A 15,479-nucleotide genomic window follows, 5' to 3' on the forward strand; every position below is an offset into this window, starting at 1 on the left:
AAGTGATTGAGTTGGTTCTTAAGAGGAAAGTCTGGCATAGGTTCTTTGAAACTCCTTGCCAGTGACTCTTTTATACTCAATTGCAAAAGTTCTGAAAGCTATTATTGATTCCTCCTGCATTTTGAGTTTCTGCATGGCTTTGATTTGGTAGACCAAAGCTGTTTCGTTTAATGGGTCGATATGGAAAAGGGCTTCACTCAAAGATATGGTGTTCTGATAGGACTCGATAGCGTAGTTTTTTTCTATTTCCAGAAGGAGTACTGGTTCGAGTTTGGTTTCAGCATCTTCCTTAAATGAATCAAAAAGAGGATCGTCAGACAGGTATAAAAATTTACCTTTTGAGACAATCTGGGTAAACTCATCTCTGTGTTCATTTATTTCATGCGAAGTAATGATCTGTAGGAAGCGAACATAATCGCAATAGGCTTCTTCATGGAAAATAAGTTTGTAATGCCCTTTTTCGTGGATTAATTCCAGTCCTTCCAGTTCGCTAAGCGTTTTGCGTAGGTTATTAATGGTGACACCACGGGAGTTTTTTACTTTGTCAGCAGGTCTATCTGGCCAAAGAAGATGACTCAGATGCTGAGAGGAAATACCATCTTCAGTAATGCTATATTGTAGAATTAGGCAAAACACCTGCTTAAGTTGGGTACTGAACATGTAGGTGATGTCCCTGTTTTTGCTGTCACGAACAGTGAAATTCCCGAAAAGCAAGATGGAATTTGGCTTGGATTTCGGTTCTATCTTTAGCGGGTGAGTATAGTGCTCAACTTCATCTGCAGTATCGATAGATTCTGATGATTTTGTTCGCAATTTCTTGTATAAAATGAAACCCAAAACTATCGCTCCTGCTCCAATGATAAGGGCGATGAAAGGGATTTCACTTTTTTGTTTCTCAGGAAAATTTGACAATTCACCTTTTGTAATTGCAGGAAAAGCCAGTGAATATACTTTAAGATCTGAGGAAATGTCATCTTCGAACTCCTGAACTATGGCATAAAGATTATTGAGGCCTTTATCAAAATAGAGATTGGCATTTGTGGTTATTTTGTCCGAACGGATTGGAATGGAATCCCCCAGGATTTCATAGCTGCCATCTTTTATAGAAAAACGATAAAGTCGAAGTGATGATTCTGAGAAATGTTCAGGGTAGCAAAGGGTGTATAAGCTGGAATCATTCAAAAGGACCATTCCTCTTACCGGCACTATATTGTCATTTTCCCAAGGAACTTCCCATAGCTTTGTAATCCTATTGTTGTTGAGGTCAACCTGGTGCAGGTCGTAGTAATATTTCCTTCCTACAGATTGTTCCCCAGACTCATTTCCCATCCCTCCAAGGATATATAGCTTATTTTGCTCAGGTTGGTAGCCTACTGAGGAAAAGTATCGAGGTGAAATCGCATCACCTGCAAATTCCTCTTCCAATGTCCAGGTTTTTTGGTTTAAATCGAAAGTGAAAAAGCTTTTACTATACTTCATATTTCCAAACCCTCCAAAAATCGTGTAGGTAGAATCGGTTTGATTTAGATAGGAGCCGTGATGATGAAGTTGTGTAGGAAGTTGCTCATAGCTTTCTTCATTCCATTCATAGGAATCAAGATCAAGACTGGCTACAGTAGGTTTAGAATTAGGGGTTTCATAATAGACCTCATATGAATACAGTTTATTTGAAACCGTATCAATAAAATTAGTACCCAAAATCAATTCAATAGGGCTTTTCTCTTCAAATACTTTCAACTCCGTCAGCCCGGATCGTACATTATAGGTCCAGATAGAATCTTCATTATAGTAATATATTTCCTTTTTTTTGGGGTTGTAATTTGCACCGGCAATTGCCTGAGATTTATAGGAAATTTGATGTTTCCAATGATAGGCATAATTTTTAAGCCAGTCAGGATTGTCGACCTGACCATAGGGTTTACCAGAGATGTCATGGACGACGGTGCCTTTGTCTTCAAGTAGTGGAAACCTATAGGTGTCTTTGCCGGACACGGATAGGTCTTTAATAGCAAATGAAGGGACATCTATTATATGATCGCTTTTGCCGAATAGAATAACTGGACTATAAGAGCTGGAAAGGCGTAAATTTTCGGCTGAGTAGGTTTTATTATCGATCGATAAAATGATGGAATTTTGAGCTAACCCAAACGCAATTTTAACATCAAACCATTGCTTGTTAAGCAATTGATCCCGGTCTAAATTCGCTTCTATGAGATTACTTTTGCCTTCTTCATTAAATTTGAAAATTAACTGATCTCCCTGTCCATCATAAAACAAATTGAAGATCCTGTCATTTTCTTTGTTTTTGATTCTTAAAATATATCCAATCTCTGTAGCGGGACTAAGCGAAAGATTAAAATCAATTTCAAAATGATCAGAGAATTCTACTTGATTGTTTCCAAAAACATCATAAGAGGTACGTTGATTGATTGCATGCTCACTTCCGTTGAATTTAAGTCCTCCAGTTTGAGTGGACTGCAAAAGAATTAAACCAAAAACTAATGGGAATAGGAAGTTAATTTTTGTGAGTATTGGCATTGAGATTTGTGAATCAAACTCCGCTAGGGGTTAATGATCGTTGGGTTTATAGTATAAGCTAAAGTTCACTTGCAATACAAGTGTAGTAATTCTTTATAGCATATTTTTTATTTCAATGAATTTAAGCAGGGGACAATTCAATTGGTATGTATTGAATCCTTCAATTCAAAAATAGCCTTTTCATAATTAATTTGAAGTGCTGAAATTCTAAAATTTGGGGCTTTAAACATTAATTGCGCACAGCTAATTGAAGGACTTTTATAAGAGTAATGTAAAATCATTTGTTTAAACCAGCTACCATATCCGAAATTGAAACCTTAACTAATAACAGACTAGCAAGGCCCAAGGAATCTGAATGGTTCTTGGTATTTTAACTTTTGATCATTTTATCCTAACCATAGAATTTTTTTTGCTTTACATATAATGGGGTGATTGTAGTCCTTCAGAATTATTCTTTTTTAGTTTGTGTATAAGTTTTTAGCTCATTCATTCGGTTTATGTTTTAAGGTGCAAAAGAGGGTTTTACACTGAAATCCGCACAATTTTCTTTTTTTGGCCAAGTATTTTTCAAATGCAACATTGTTTCATAAACGAGGGTTTGTATATTTGCAATATAGTTGCAATTACACATCCTTATGATTTTACTTCTACTCGCTTTTGCGGGCATTTTTGAATCTTACCTACTTATTAACTCAAATATTGCCTGTTTGAAATGTGGGCAAATTATTGATTTTGAGTTCATTGATTTATCTCATTATAAGCCAAATCTTGCTCAGGATACCATCCAGAAAGACACACTTTCCCAAATCCTTGACTTGGAAGAGTTTCTTATTGTAGACCAAGCGACCCAACTTCGGAGGGAGGAATCGAATAGTATCAACCTCATCAAACAGGAATTTATCCGGGAAAACAGAGGTGGGAGCCTCATGAAATCACTAGAGCGTATACCGGGAGTGAGTACAATAGGTATTGGTGCGGGAGCTTCCAAGCCTTTGATCCGTGGGCTGGGATTCAATCAGGTGTTGGTCGTGGAAAACGGTGTGAAGCACGAAGGGCAGCAATGGGGAGCAGATCATGGGCTGGAAGTGGACCAGTTTGCTGCAGATCAGGTGATCATTATCAAAGGTCCGGTTTCCTTCAAATACGGTTCGGATGCAATAGCCGGAGTCGTGGATATTCGAGAAAAACTTGTCCCTTCCGAGGATGGCTTCGGTGGTTCAGTAGATCTGGGAGTAAGGTCCAATAATGCCTGGCTCGGTGGATCTGTTCATTTATTTGCAAGGAAAAATAACTGGTTTGCTGATGGGAGACTTACCTATGCATCATATGGAGATTTCAAAGTGCCTTCTGATTCAGTTTTTGTATATGATTTTGGTGTGGCTCTTCATAATAATCAGGTAAGAAATACTGCAGGAAATGAGTTAAACTTCTCCGGTAGAGTAGGCTTTATAGGCAAAAAGTTACGCAATACTTTTTCAGTGAGCAGGGTAAGCACGAAATCAGGATTTTTTGCCAATGCACACGGTCTGGAACCACGTCAGGTGGATGCTGGCCTCCATGATCGCTCGAGTCGGGATTTTCTTTTGCCGTACCAGGAAGTTCATCATCTCAAACTCATCAATAAGCTCACTTATATTGCTGGTATTAACTTCCTTGAAGTTGACTTGGGCTACCAGCGAAATGATCGAAAAGAGTGGAGCCAATATGTCAACCACGGCTATATGCCTCCTGTTTATCCCTCGGAAATGGCCTTTCCTTCCTCCTTGGAAAGAGCTTTCGACAAGGAGGTGTTTTCAGGTAGCATAAAAGATGACTTGTTTTTTGATCAACATACCGTGTCCTTCGGGGCTAGCGTTGAGTCCCAACGTAATACTATCGGAGGGTGGGGGTTCCTCATTCCGGCCTTTCAGCAATTCAGCTATGGGCTATATGCTATTGAGAAGTATAAACTGAATGATCGTTGGCTTTTTACCGGAGCAATTCGCTATGATCATAGCAAAATTCAGGTGGAAGCATATCAGGATTGGTTTCAAAGTATAAAAGGTCCTGAGCACGGAACCGATGCGGATTATTTATATCGTGCCGAGGATTTCAATAGAGAGATTAACAGCGTGGTCTGGTCGGTGGGCTTTAATTTCGTTCCAGGGGATCTGAGTTTCAAAGGTAATTTGGGTACAAGTTTCAGAATTCCAATTGCTAAAGAACTGGCGGCAAATGGTGTGAATTATCACTATTTCCGCTATGAAAAAGGGAATGCGGACCTATCGCCGGAACGATCGTTTCAATTGGACTTAGGAACAGAATTAAGTAAAGATAGATGGAAAATGTCCTTCAGTCCCTTTCTGAATTATTTTCCAAATTATATCTATCTCAACCCTTCCTTCGAGCATGATTTTCTTTATGGTGCAGGCAACCAGGTATTCAATTATACCCAGAGTGAGGTGTTCAGGTATGGCGCCGAACTCAGTATTATTCACCAGCTGACCCAAACGATCAGCATGGAGTTGCTTTCAGAGTATGTCTATAGTCGTCAGCTTTCCGGAGACAAAAAAGGCTACTCATTGCCATTCTCTCCTCCACCATCCGTCTTGCTGAATGCTACCTACAAACCTTCAACTACGGGCTTTTTCAAATCTCCTTATTTAGCATTGGATTATAGATTGACTGCGAGACAGGAAACTATAGTCCCCCCTGAAAAAATAACAGCAGGATTTCAGTTGGTAAACCTCAGATTAGGATCGGAGCTTTTGCTTTTCAATCGAAACATACAGACAGATATCCAGGTCCAAAATGTCTTTAATACCCGCTATCTCAGCCACACAAGTTTTTACAGACTCATTGACCTGCCCGAAGCAGGCAGGAATTTGACACTTTCCATGCGATACCAATTTTAACTATAGTTCAATTACATGAAATCGAGCATGAGGAAGAACGTCACACAGAGAGATGATTATACCCTTGCGAGATTCCATATGGCCTTTAAAAAACCAATTATAATCATATGAAAACCAATATCAGCTACTCACTAATTTGTGTCCTTCTTATCCTATTTATAAGTTCCTGCGAAAAAGATCCCGAGCCCGTATTATCTAGTCCTTCCCTCAGCAATTTTGAAGTAGGTTCTGGAAATAACCAGATAGGCGTTATTGGCCGGGATTTTCACCTCAATGCAGATATAGTGGCAGGGGACAAGATTGATCTGGTTCAGGTCATTATAGCACCAATTGCCGGAGAATCTTATGCTGGCAGCTGGAGATTTGAGTTGTCTTGGGAGCAGTTTAAAGGGTTGAAGGACACCAACGTGCACCAACACTTTGATATACCATTAGATGCATTTGAAGGTAAGTATGAGTTTACAATTCGTGTGACAGATGAGAATGGGACTTTTTTGGAAGAGCGTGTGGAAATACAGCTTGTGGATCCTTCCAATCTTGAAGTAGACCCCAAACTATACCTTTGGATGATTACTACTGATCAGGGAGATTTTCACTATGTGAATGAATCCCTGGAGAACCCGGAAGAAGTGGAATTTTCCAAAGGCGAAATTCTAAACTCAGATGCAACGATAAAGCATGTGAAGGGAGACGGGAGAATTTACCTTTTACTCATTAAAAAAGATATTAACCACCTACCTGAATCGGTAGCGGATATTGATTTTTCTAAAGTTATAGTATACGATACCTATTCTCATACAAATCAAGAGGATGTCGATTCCTTCAGTAATGTAATCTATGATGGAGTTGGAGGGTATTTACGCGCTTCTCCTAAACTTACTATTGGTCAGAATACTGATAACAACACGCCAAGCAGTGATCTTACCCTTGGGGAACGTGCGTGGCAGTCCGGAGGATACTACTTCGGCGTGGTTTATACCAATTCCACTTTTGACATTAGCCTTCACCATTATTTGGAGGTAAAAGTGACAGGAATTTGAGCCTGCAGATCATTAACCCATCATTCCACTTATAATTGATTAAGATTCCTATGAAATTGAGAATTCTTCCTGTTGCCCTAGTAGCAACCTTACTCTTGTCCTGCAATGAAGATGAGACTCCTGCCATTGATCTGGAATATCCTGAAATTGTGGTTACGGAAAACTCCTTTCCAGTTCAATGTAGCATAGTGGAGCGAGGAGATATAATGCATTTTAAAGCGTTTTTTACAGATAATGCTGAGCTAGGAAGTTATAGTTTAGATATCCATCACAATTTTGATCATCATACACACAGTACAGAGGTGAATGATTGTGAAATGGATGCTGAGAAATCTCCAGTAAATCCCTGGTTATTGATTGATGGCTTTACCATTCCTGCAAATCAACAATCCTATACCGCCACAATGGATCTTAAAATACCTGAGGATGTAGACATCGGGGACTATCACTTTATGATTAAGTTGACTGATAAAGAAGGTTGGCAAACCATTCAGGGAATCAGTATTCAGATTGAATAAGATGGGTGAAAACCACTTTTCCACCCATCAGGATTATAGTTGTTCTCAATTTTTATTTGCAACATTATTGCATTAAATCATTTCGTTTATGCAACAATGTTGTATCTTTAGATATCAGATCTGAAGTATTTAATTCAAACATTTTACCAGTAAAGTATTTATGAAACAGTACAACACCAGATGGTTTCTACCTGTGCTATTTGCCGCTTCTTTAGTGACATTTTCTTGTTCGGATGATGATCCTGAACCAGTGCCGCTAGAGGGAATCGCAAAGTCCAGCCTTATTTTCACTCCGATAACTGGCGGTGAGGATTTGAGTGCGCATGGTGATCATTTTCATGGAATTACCACAGCTATTGAAGGCGAATCTTCCACGATAGAATTTGACGTAGATGGCAATGCCGTATCAGGGGGACATTTACACCTGGATCCTGATGGGATTTATAAAGTAGAATTGCAGGCCTGGGATTATAAAGGCAATAGAGTTGAGGGAGACTTTCTTAAGGATAAAGCGACTGCAGATCTATATAAAACTTTTCTTTTGGGAGGAAATCTTCTTTTGAATACAGAAACTGTGGATGAATCCGGTGCGATATTTCAGCCACGGGATTTAACTTATGGTGACGGAACTGAGGTTAATGGAAAATATGAAACTACGGGTGTGCTTAGTTATTTTACAATAGGTGAATCCAATGAAGGTGGTACTATCGTAGTTTCTTATGTGTTGAGGGAGTTTAGCAATCCAGAAACCAAAGGCACAGTTGAGAGAATTGATTGGAATGCAAGTGATTATTCAACGCGATTCCCAGGGGAAGATGTACTTAAGTTAAATTTCGAGATTCATGCTGAGGATGAGCATGATCATTAAAATAATTAATAGGAAAGTTGGTTAGAATAAAGAAAAGCTGTCTGGGATTCTCAGACAGCTTTTTGCATGAGGTAGTTTTTTCCTTTTAGTTGAATTGTTTCATCACTGATTAATTGTAAATAATAACTTTTTCAGCATCTGACGCTTTAAGGTGATCCAAGCGGTTAGTGCAAATCGGGCCAGCTACTTCACGGAAGGTTGGAAAATTATGGTGGTTTGATAAAAATAACATCATGTATTTTTGTCTCGATGTTGTCTTTAGCCTCTTTACTTAATTCACTCACAATTAGTAGCATCCACTGTAAGTTTTACTTTCTAATCTCATTGTAAGGATTGCGGTGACTGAGAATCAACAACTACGGTGTAGACTATTAGCGTTTATCCAGTAGTCCATTGGGGTGATTTGGCAATAGAATTAAAAATACTACTTTTGAAATAGACACTTTAGGTATCCATTGGTAGATTACATTCTGTGTATTCATAAATGCAATTTCCTATCCCAGCATGACTCATAAAAACCATTTTGATGATTTCTCTACTTCTGAGAGAAGTTCGAAAGAATCGGTGCAATTGCATGCTATGGAAACGGGGCAATCCCTGAAGGAAGAAGATTCGGATTCTACAATTTGGTCAGCGTTTGTTCAGGGAAGTGAGTATGCACTTTCTTTACTATTTGAAAGATACGCGGATAAACTTTTTAATTATGGTAAGCAATTTTCAAGTGATACGGGATTAGTTAACGATGCTATACAAGATGTTTTTTATCAATTAATAAAAACAAAAGACAGGTTGTCAAGTGCACAATCTGTCAAACATTATATCTTCAGTAGTTTTAGACGTAGACTTTTGAGGCTGTTAAAACAACGCAAGAATATTGTTTTTGATGAAAACATTGGATTAAGTGGGAAATTCCAACTTAGTTTCACTCCTGATTATCATAGCATAAGTACTCAGTTTACTGTGGATCAAAAAGTGCTGTTGGAAAATGCATGCAACCAACTTCCGGCAAGACAACGCGAAATTCTGGCTTTGTATTTTTTTGAGGGCTTGTCCTATAAGGAGATTGCTGATATTATGGAATTTTCTCAAGTTAAATCTGCCAGAAAATTGTTGTATCGGTCGTTAGAAGGTCTCAGCGAACTTCTCGGAAAGCACCGGGATTTATTGAGTTGTTTTTATTTTTTTATTTAGGGATGGACCTGTAGGAAGACTACATTTTTTGCCAGGTATTATTCGGAGATGACTTTTTTACTCTGCTCAAGCAACTTCAAATCTTTGCCTAATCTTGATTTTGAGATTTAGTTACCATCTAATCTTTTCTTTTGATTTTTTAAAGCGAGTAGTTTAAAAACATCAGTTGTTAAGGTTTTATCAAAACTAAATTCGTGAAATATCATATTTTTTTTAGCACTTGTGGGGTCATTTTATAAGAGCCTGTCTCTATATAGGTCACAGTCATAAATCAATAAAACCCCATCTTTTACAGGGAATGGAATTTAAACCTAAAAGTGAAGCAGATTTTTTGAAGCACCCATTATTCATGAAATGGGCAGTTAATCCGAATCCTGAACTTAATCGATATTGGTCCGAATGGGTCGAAGCGAACAGAGAAAGGAAGGAAATGTTGTTGCGTGCCAAGGAACTAACAAAGACGATTGAGTGGAAAGACAAGTATCATATGGATGAAAAGGATTTCAGCCAGATGCGGAATAAGTTATTGGAGTTTAATTCGAAATGGGAGAGTCAGAAGGAATTAAAGACTTTTTCAGGTAGGGGTAGAAAGAATTACTCGAAGTGGTGGCCTGTAGCTGCCTCCCTGCTGATTGCCGGAGTTCTTTTACTCAATTATATAGGTTCAGTTGACAATCGTAACATGGCTGAAAATGTTCAACCAGAATGGGTTGTAAAGTCAACTCAGAGGGGAATGAAAAAGGTTTTCCATTTGCCTGACGGCTCTACCGTTACCCTAAATTCAGCAAGTGAAATAAGATATTTAGATGATTTTTCCTCTAAACGAACAGTAGAACTTATTGGCCAAGCATTTTTTGAAGTGGAAAGGAATGAGCAATTACCCTTTACTGTCAAAAGTGGGGATTTAAGCACCACGGTTTTAGGGACCTCATTTGATGTAAGTGCTTATCCAGATGAAGATCAGCTTCATGTGGCAGTAGTAACAGGAAAAGTAAAGGTGGATACTGAAAATGGCGTGTCAGCTACCATACTCCCCAGCGAAGCAACTTACTACGATACCCAGAGCAAGTCTCTGAAAAAAGGCGGATATGATTACAATCACCTTCTAGGCTGGAGGCACCGCATCCTAAAGTTTGATGAGGAGCCTTATCCTCAAGTCTTTGAGCGCCTTTCCAGATGGTATAACGTAAGGTTTGAATTTTCTCCAAGTCTAGAATTGAATGGAAAATACAGTGGGGAATTTCAAGATGAAAGTTTGGAAAATGTCCTAAATGGTATGCAATATTCTCTGGGGATCTCCTATGAGATCAGAGATGGAACTGTGAGAATTTCTAAAAAAAAATAGCTCGTAAGAGCCCTCATATATAACCTAAACAATCCCAAAATAATGAAGCAAAAATTACAAAGCATGAGGGGAAAGCTGTTAGCCCGGTATTTACTCTGTCTATTTTTTATGACAGGGGTATTTACCGGTCCAATACAGTCCTTCGCCAGTCAACAAAATGACTTGAAAAGTGTCATTATCAGTATTTCGCTGACAGATGCAAGTCTTGAAAAAATTCTCAAGACCATTGAGAATAAAACAGAATTCAGATTTGCCTATGATATGAATCTGATTACTAATTCCTCAAGGGTGACACTGGATGTTCACGACCAAACATTACTCTCGGTTCTGGAGGAACTTTCAGTCAAAGCCAAACTGTCCTTCAAACAAATCAATAACACCATTCATATTTCGCGATCTCCGGTAGCTGAAGCAAAAGTCACTTCGGTAGAAGCAAAAGTGGGTGTTCAGGTGACAGGAAAAGTCGTGGATGAATCTGGTTTGCCATTACCTGGTGCATCCATAGTTATCGAGGGTCAATCGGTAATTGGTACCGTCACAGATTTAGACGGAAATTATTCCATTCAGGCAGAGCAAGGGGATGTACTGGTGTTTACGTTTGTGGGATATGAAACCCAGAAAGTTACCATTGGGACACAAACTGTGATAGATATTACCATGGGTGTAAACCTGTCTTCTCTGGATGAGGTGATTGTTGTAGGATATGGCACACGTAAAAAATTAGATTTAATAGGTGCTGTAGATCAGGTAGGTAAGGAAGCGCTGGAAGGAAGACCTGTAGCCACGATGAGTCAGGCACTGCAAGGTGTCTCAGCGAATCTCATTGTGCAACAGCGAAATTCAGAACCAGGTGCAGGAGTTAATTTAAACATACGAGGCATCAGTACTTTGGGGGACAATTCACCCCTGGTAGTAATCGATGGGGTAATTGGCGGGGACATTAATTTGCTAAATCCTTCGGATATTGAAAGTGTCTCTGTTTTAAAGGATGCGGGCAGCGCTGCCATTTATGGCTCTCGTGCCAATAATGGCGTTGTGTTGATTACTACAAAACAAGGACAAAGGAATTCCAGACCTGTGGTTACTTACAACGGTCTGGTAGGTGTAAATACCCCGCAGTTTTTTACCGAGCCTGTTCATGGCTATCAGAATGCAATGCTGAGAAATGAAGCTGCTTTCAACGCAGGAAGAAGTGAAGCTATATTCAGCCCTGAGGAGATCCGTCAAATTCAGGAAAATGGCGATACGGAATGGTTTGCCAAAGAAATTTTTGACAATGCACTTCAGCAAAATCATAATGTGACAGTATCCGGAGGAGGTGAGAACAGTACTTACCTAGTGTCCGCTGGATACACAGATCAGCAAAGCAACTATGTCGGACCGGCAAAAGGCTATAAACGTTTTAATTATAGAATGAACCTGACCAACGAATTTGGGAGGTTTAAACTTAGTTCCCGACTGGCGTATACCCGAAGGCTTATCACAGATCATTCTTCTTCAAGTGGCACATTGATGGCCGATGCCAACCGGGTACCGCTTTACTACACACAGAAAGATTCTCTTGGTAGTTATCTAACCAATGATGTACTACAGGAATTTAATCCTTTGGGGATTTTGGAAGAAGGTGGATTCAGGCAGCATATTGATGATAATGTATTTGGGAACCTCAGTGGTGAATTTCGTTTTACCGATCACTTGAAACTGCGTGGAGTATTTGGATTTAACATGTATTCAAATAACCAATATGGAAGGGTTATTCAGGTAGATTTTTATCCTAGAGGGGTCTATGGTGGCAATCGTAATACAAATGACGAGAGCAGAAAGGGAATGGATCTAAATACCCAGGTAATGTTGGATTACGGAAAGGTGTTCAATGAAGTCCATGACCTCAGCTTCCTGCTTGGTGCTTCTAATGAGAATCATACAGATAGGGGAATTGGGATATACAAAACCTTTACAGATCCGGATTTGGGAACTCCAGTTACAGAGACTATCATCAGCCCAGACTCTTATAATTCAAATCAGAGTTCTTCTGAAAACAGTCTTTATTCCGCATTTGGTGGCGCTTATTACAATTACAGCGAAAAATACTTCGTCGAATTTAGTTTTCGCTATGATGGTTCTTCCAAATTTAGAGAGGGTGAAAGGTGGGGATTCTTCCCTTCGGCATCTTTGGGCTATAGATTGTCCGAGGAGGCTTTCATGAGTGGGTATAAGGAAAGGTTCGGAGATTTTAAAATACGAAGTTCTTATGGAGTCCTTGGAAACCAGAATGTAGGTAACTATCAATATCAGACGACATTTTTTACCTATCAAAATGCGTATGGATTCAATAATTCGGTAGTCGGCGGAACTGGATTTAATTATGCGAATCCAAATATTCAATGGGAGCGGGCAGCAACTTTCAACATAGGAGCTGATCTTGATTTCCTGGATGGTGCATTGACCTTGAGCCTGGATTATTTCAATAAGGTAACCTCAGATATTCTAGTCCCTCCGGCTGTACCAGGAGTATTTGGAACTTCCTTGCCAGATTTTAACAGTGGAAAAGTAGGCAATAGAGGGTGGGAGGTTACTACTACCTATAGACATAGAGGACAGCATTTCAATCATTCCTTCACTTTTAACCTAGGTGATTCCAAAAACGAGGTGTTGGACTTCCAAGGTAACGAACGTTTAACAGGACTGGAGGAACTTCAAGTCCTCCTGAAAGAGGGATATCCTTTCAATTCCTATGTGGGTCTCAAGCGTGATGGTTATTTCCAAAATATTGATGAGGTAGAAAGTGGGCCGAAACCTGAAGGACTGAATGTCCAGCCAGGAGACAATCGATATGTGGATGTAGATGGCAACGGTATTATCAACGATGACGATAAATATGTTTTTGGCAATCCATTTCCGCGGTTGACTTTCGGTCTCACTTATAATGTCAAGGTGAAGGGATTTGATCTGAATATTTTTGCACAAGGTGTAGGAAGAAGAACGATGATGATTAGGGGCGAGGCCGTTGAGCCATTCCACTTCAACTATGGAATGACCATGTACACACATCAGTTGGATTACTGGACTCCACAAAATCCAGATGCCCGCTACCCAATTCTTGCGGAAAATGGTAGTCAATCAAATACAAACAATTTCCGAAGGGGTTCAGATATGTATCTTTTTGACGGAGCTTATGTTCGATTGAAAAATGTACAACTGGGCTATACACTCCCGGTTTCTCTTGCACAGCGAATTGGAATGCAGAATTGTCGTGCTTATATCTCGGGTCAGAATCTATTTACACTTTCCAAAGTGGATTTTGTGGATCCGGAATTGTCCGAATTTGACAATAGCTTGAGAAGTGGAGGCGCCAATAGTGCCAGAGCTTATCCAACTATGGTCTACTATGGATTTGGTTTGGACATCACCTTTTAACCCTACGCCCAAAATGAAAAATCTAAAAATACATACACTAATTCTGGCTGCATTGGTGAACACGATGTGGACAGGATGTAAGGAGCTGGATTTGGCACCTGAAAATACATTCACAGATCTTACTTATTGGAGTTCGGAAGCAAAGGCACAAAGTGTGCTCAATACTGCTTACTCACAGATGTTTGATAGCAACCGGTTTTTTTATAATGAAGCTACTTCAGATAATGCCTACAACGGTCGTGGAGACAATGCCGGTGCAGCATCACTCGCAGCAGGAACGTACGACCCTTCTCTGGGTAGGCTGCAAAGTGAGTGGAGTGGTAGATATACTGGAATAAAAACGTGTAATATCCTTCTGGAGAATATTGATCAGGTGCCGGATATGGATGAGGCGGTAAAAGAAAGAATGATCGCTGAAGCCCGATTCATCAGAGCCTTTTTACATTTTCAGTTGATGACTTGGTTTGGGGATATTCCACTGTTGCAAAAGGATGTAACCATAGAGGAAGCTCAAACTATAACCCGTGCTCCAAAGGCAGAGGTACTGAATTTCATACTGACTGAATTAGAAGAGGTAAGTATGGTTCTACCCACGCAGCAGGAACTTCCTGACGTAGAACAGGGCAGACTTACTTCAGGAGCTGCTATGGCATTGAAAGCTAGGGTTCATCTGTATGAAAGCCAGTGGAAGGAAGTGGTGCAGACTACCGAAAGATTGATTTCGGGAGATGGATTTGGAAACTATGCACTATTTCCTTCCTATGAAGGGTTGTTTTTGCCTGAAAACGAATTCAATTCCGAAGATATTCTCAGTTTACAATATGTGCCTCAGCTAAGAACTTGGGGTGAATTCTTTGATATGGCGCCGCTATCCACAGGAGCCAGGTTGAATGCTTTGGCACCAACTCAGGAATTGGTCGACAGCTATATCATGGAAAATGGGCTGACTATTGATAATGGGGATTCCGAATACGATGAAGAAAATCCGTATGCAAACCGCGATCCAAGACTCACAGCTACCATAGTATATCACCTGTATGATTGGGAAGAAAACGGCTCAAGCCGAACTATTTATATCAAGCCAGGTACTGACCCTGATTCCTCTGCTCCAGATGAATATGTGCCTGGTTCTTCCAGCACCACTACGGGGTATTATACCAGAAAATACTTTGATCCCACCCATATTACCCAATTTGCTTCTGGCCTTAATCTTATGTTGATACGCTATGCGGATGTGCTTTTGATGTATGCAGAAGCTAAGAATGAACTGGGAGAAATGGATGAAAATGTGTGGAATCAAACGATCCGGGCTCTGCGCGAAAGAGCAGGATTTGAAGCAGGTTCAGCGCTTTCTTTTGATGCAAGCCTTAATCAAGCGCAATACAGAGAGCTTATTCGCAATGAAAGAAGATCTGAACTCGCTATGGAGGGACTGCGGATCTTTGATATCCGGAGATGGAAAACAGCTGAAGATGTCCTGAATGGCTGGGCTCATGGCGCCAAGTTCGGTCCACCTTCCGAGGACAATGGCTATCTGAGAGTGAATTTGAGATCCTTTGATCCAGCAAAACACTACCTATGGCCAGTGCCACGTGATGAGCGAAATTTAAATCCAAACTTGACCCAAAATCCGGGTTGGGATTAATTCCAATCCATAGCTAAACTTTA

General features: G+C 39.9%; 9 protein-coding genes. 8 read left to right on the forward strand and 1 reads right to left on the reverse strand.

What is annotated here, in order from left to right; translation table 11 throughout:
• Positions 1-18 precede the first annotated feature (18 nt).
• Positions 19-2,538: a DNA-binding transcriptional activator gene (locus AACZ87_RS02010; protein ID WP_339864342.1), complete on the reverse strand. Its 2,520-nt coding sequence runs from the start codon at positions 2,536-2,538 to the stop codon at positions 19-21.
• A gap of 635 nt (positions 2,539-3,173) precedes the next feature.
• On the opposite strand from AACZ87_RS02010, the gene AACZ87_RS02015 reads away from it, so the two are divergent.
• From AACZ87_RS02015 to AACZ87_RS02050, 8 genes are all read left to right on the forward strand, one after another.
• Positions 3,174-5,432 (forward strand): TonB-dependent receptor, encoded by a 2,259-nt coding sequence (locus AACZ87_RS02015; RefSeq protein WP_339864344.1) that lies wholly within the window; start codon positions 3,174-3,176, stop codon positions 5,430-5,432.
• Positions 5,433-5,539: 107 nt separating this feature from the next.
• Entirely contained in the window at positions 5,540-6,472 is a 933-nt protein-coding gene (locus AACZ87_RS02020; protein WP_339864346.1) for a DUF4625 domain-containing protein, read from the forward strand.
• Between the two features lie 50 nt (positions 6,473-6,522).
• Positions 6,523-6,990: a DUF4625 domain-containing protein gene (locus AACZ87_RS02025; RefSeq protein ID WP_339864348.1), complete on the forward strand. Its 468-nt coding sequence runs from the start codon at positions 6,523-6,525 to the stop codon at positions 6,988-6,990.
• A 160-nt stretch (positions 6,991-7,150) separates the two neighbouring features.
• The gene (locus AACZ87_RS02030) at positions 7,151-7,858 is read left to right on the forward strand and encodes a hypothetical protein (RefSeq protein WP_339864350.1); all 708 of its coding nucleotides are present in this window, start codon (positions 7,151-7,153) and stop codon (positions 7,856-7,858) included.
• Positions 7,859-8,362: 504 nt separating this feature from the next.
• Complete coding sequence (locus AACZ87_RS02035; protein WP_339864352.1) at positions 8,363-9,049, forward strand: sigma-70 family RNA polymerase sigma factor; 687 nt, start codon at positions 8,363-8,365, stop codon at positions 9,047-9,049.
• A gap of 298 nt (positions 9,050-9,347) precedes the next feature.
• Positions 9,348-10,394 (forward strand): FecR domain-containing protein, encoded by a 1,047-nt coding sequence (locus AACZ87_RS02040; RefSeq protein WP_339864354.1) that lies wholly within the window; start codon positions 9,348-9,350, stop codon positions 10,392-10,394.
• 42 nt (positions 10,395-10,436) lie between these two features.
• Positions 10,437-13,811 carry a TonB-dependent receptor gene (locus AACZ87_RS02045; RefSeq protein ID WP_339864356.1) on the forward strand — a complete coding sequence of 1,125 codons (3,375 nt, stop codon included), beginning with the start codon at positions 10,437-10,439 and terminating at the stop codon, positions 13,809-13,811.
• A 13-nt stretch (positions 13,812-13,824) separates the two neighbouring features.
• On the forward strand, positions 13,825-15,456 hold the full coding sequence (locus AACZ87_RS02050) for a RagB/SusD family nutrient uptake outer membrane protein (RefSeq protein WP_339864358.1): 1,632 nt from the start codon (positions 13,825-13,827) through the stop codon (positions 15,454-15,456).
• Positions 15,457-15,479: the final 23 nt, after the last annotated feature.

The sequence above is a fragment of the uncultured Algoriphagus sp. genome, assembly GCF_963974365.1.
In the GTDB taxonomy this organism is placed as follows: Bacteria; Bacteroidota; Bacteroidia; order Cytophagales; family Cyclobacteriaceae; genus Algoriphagus.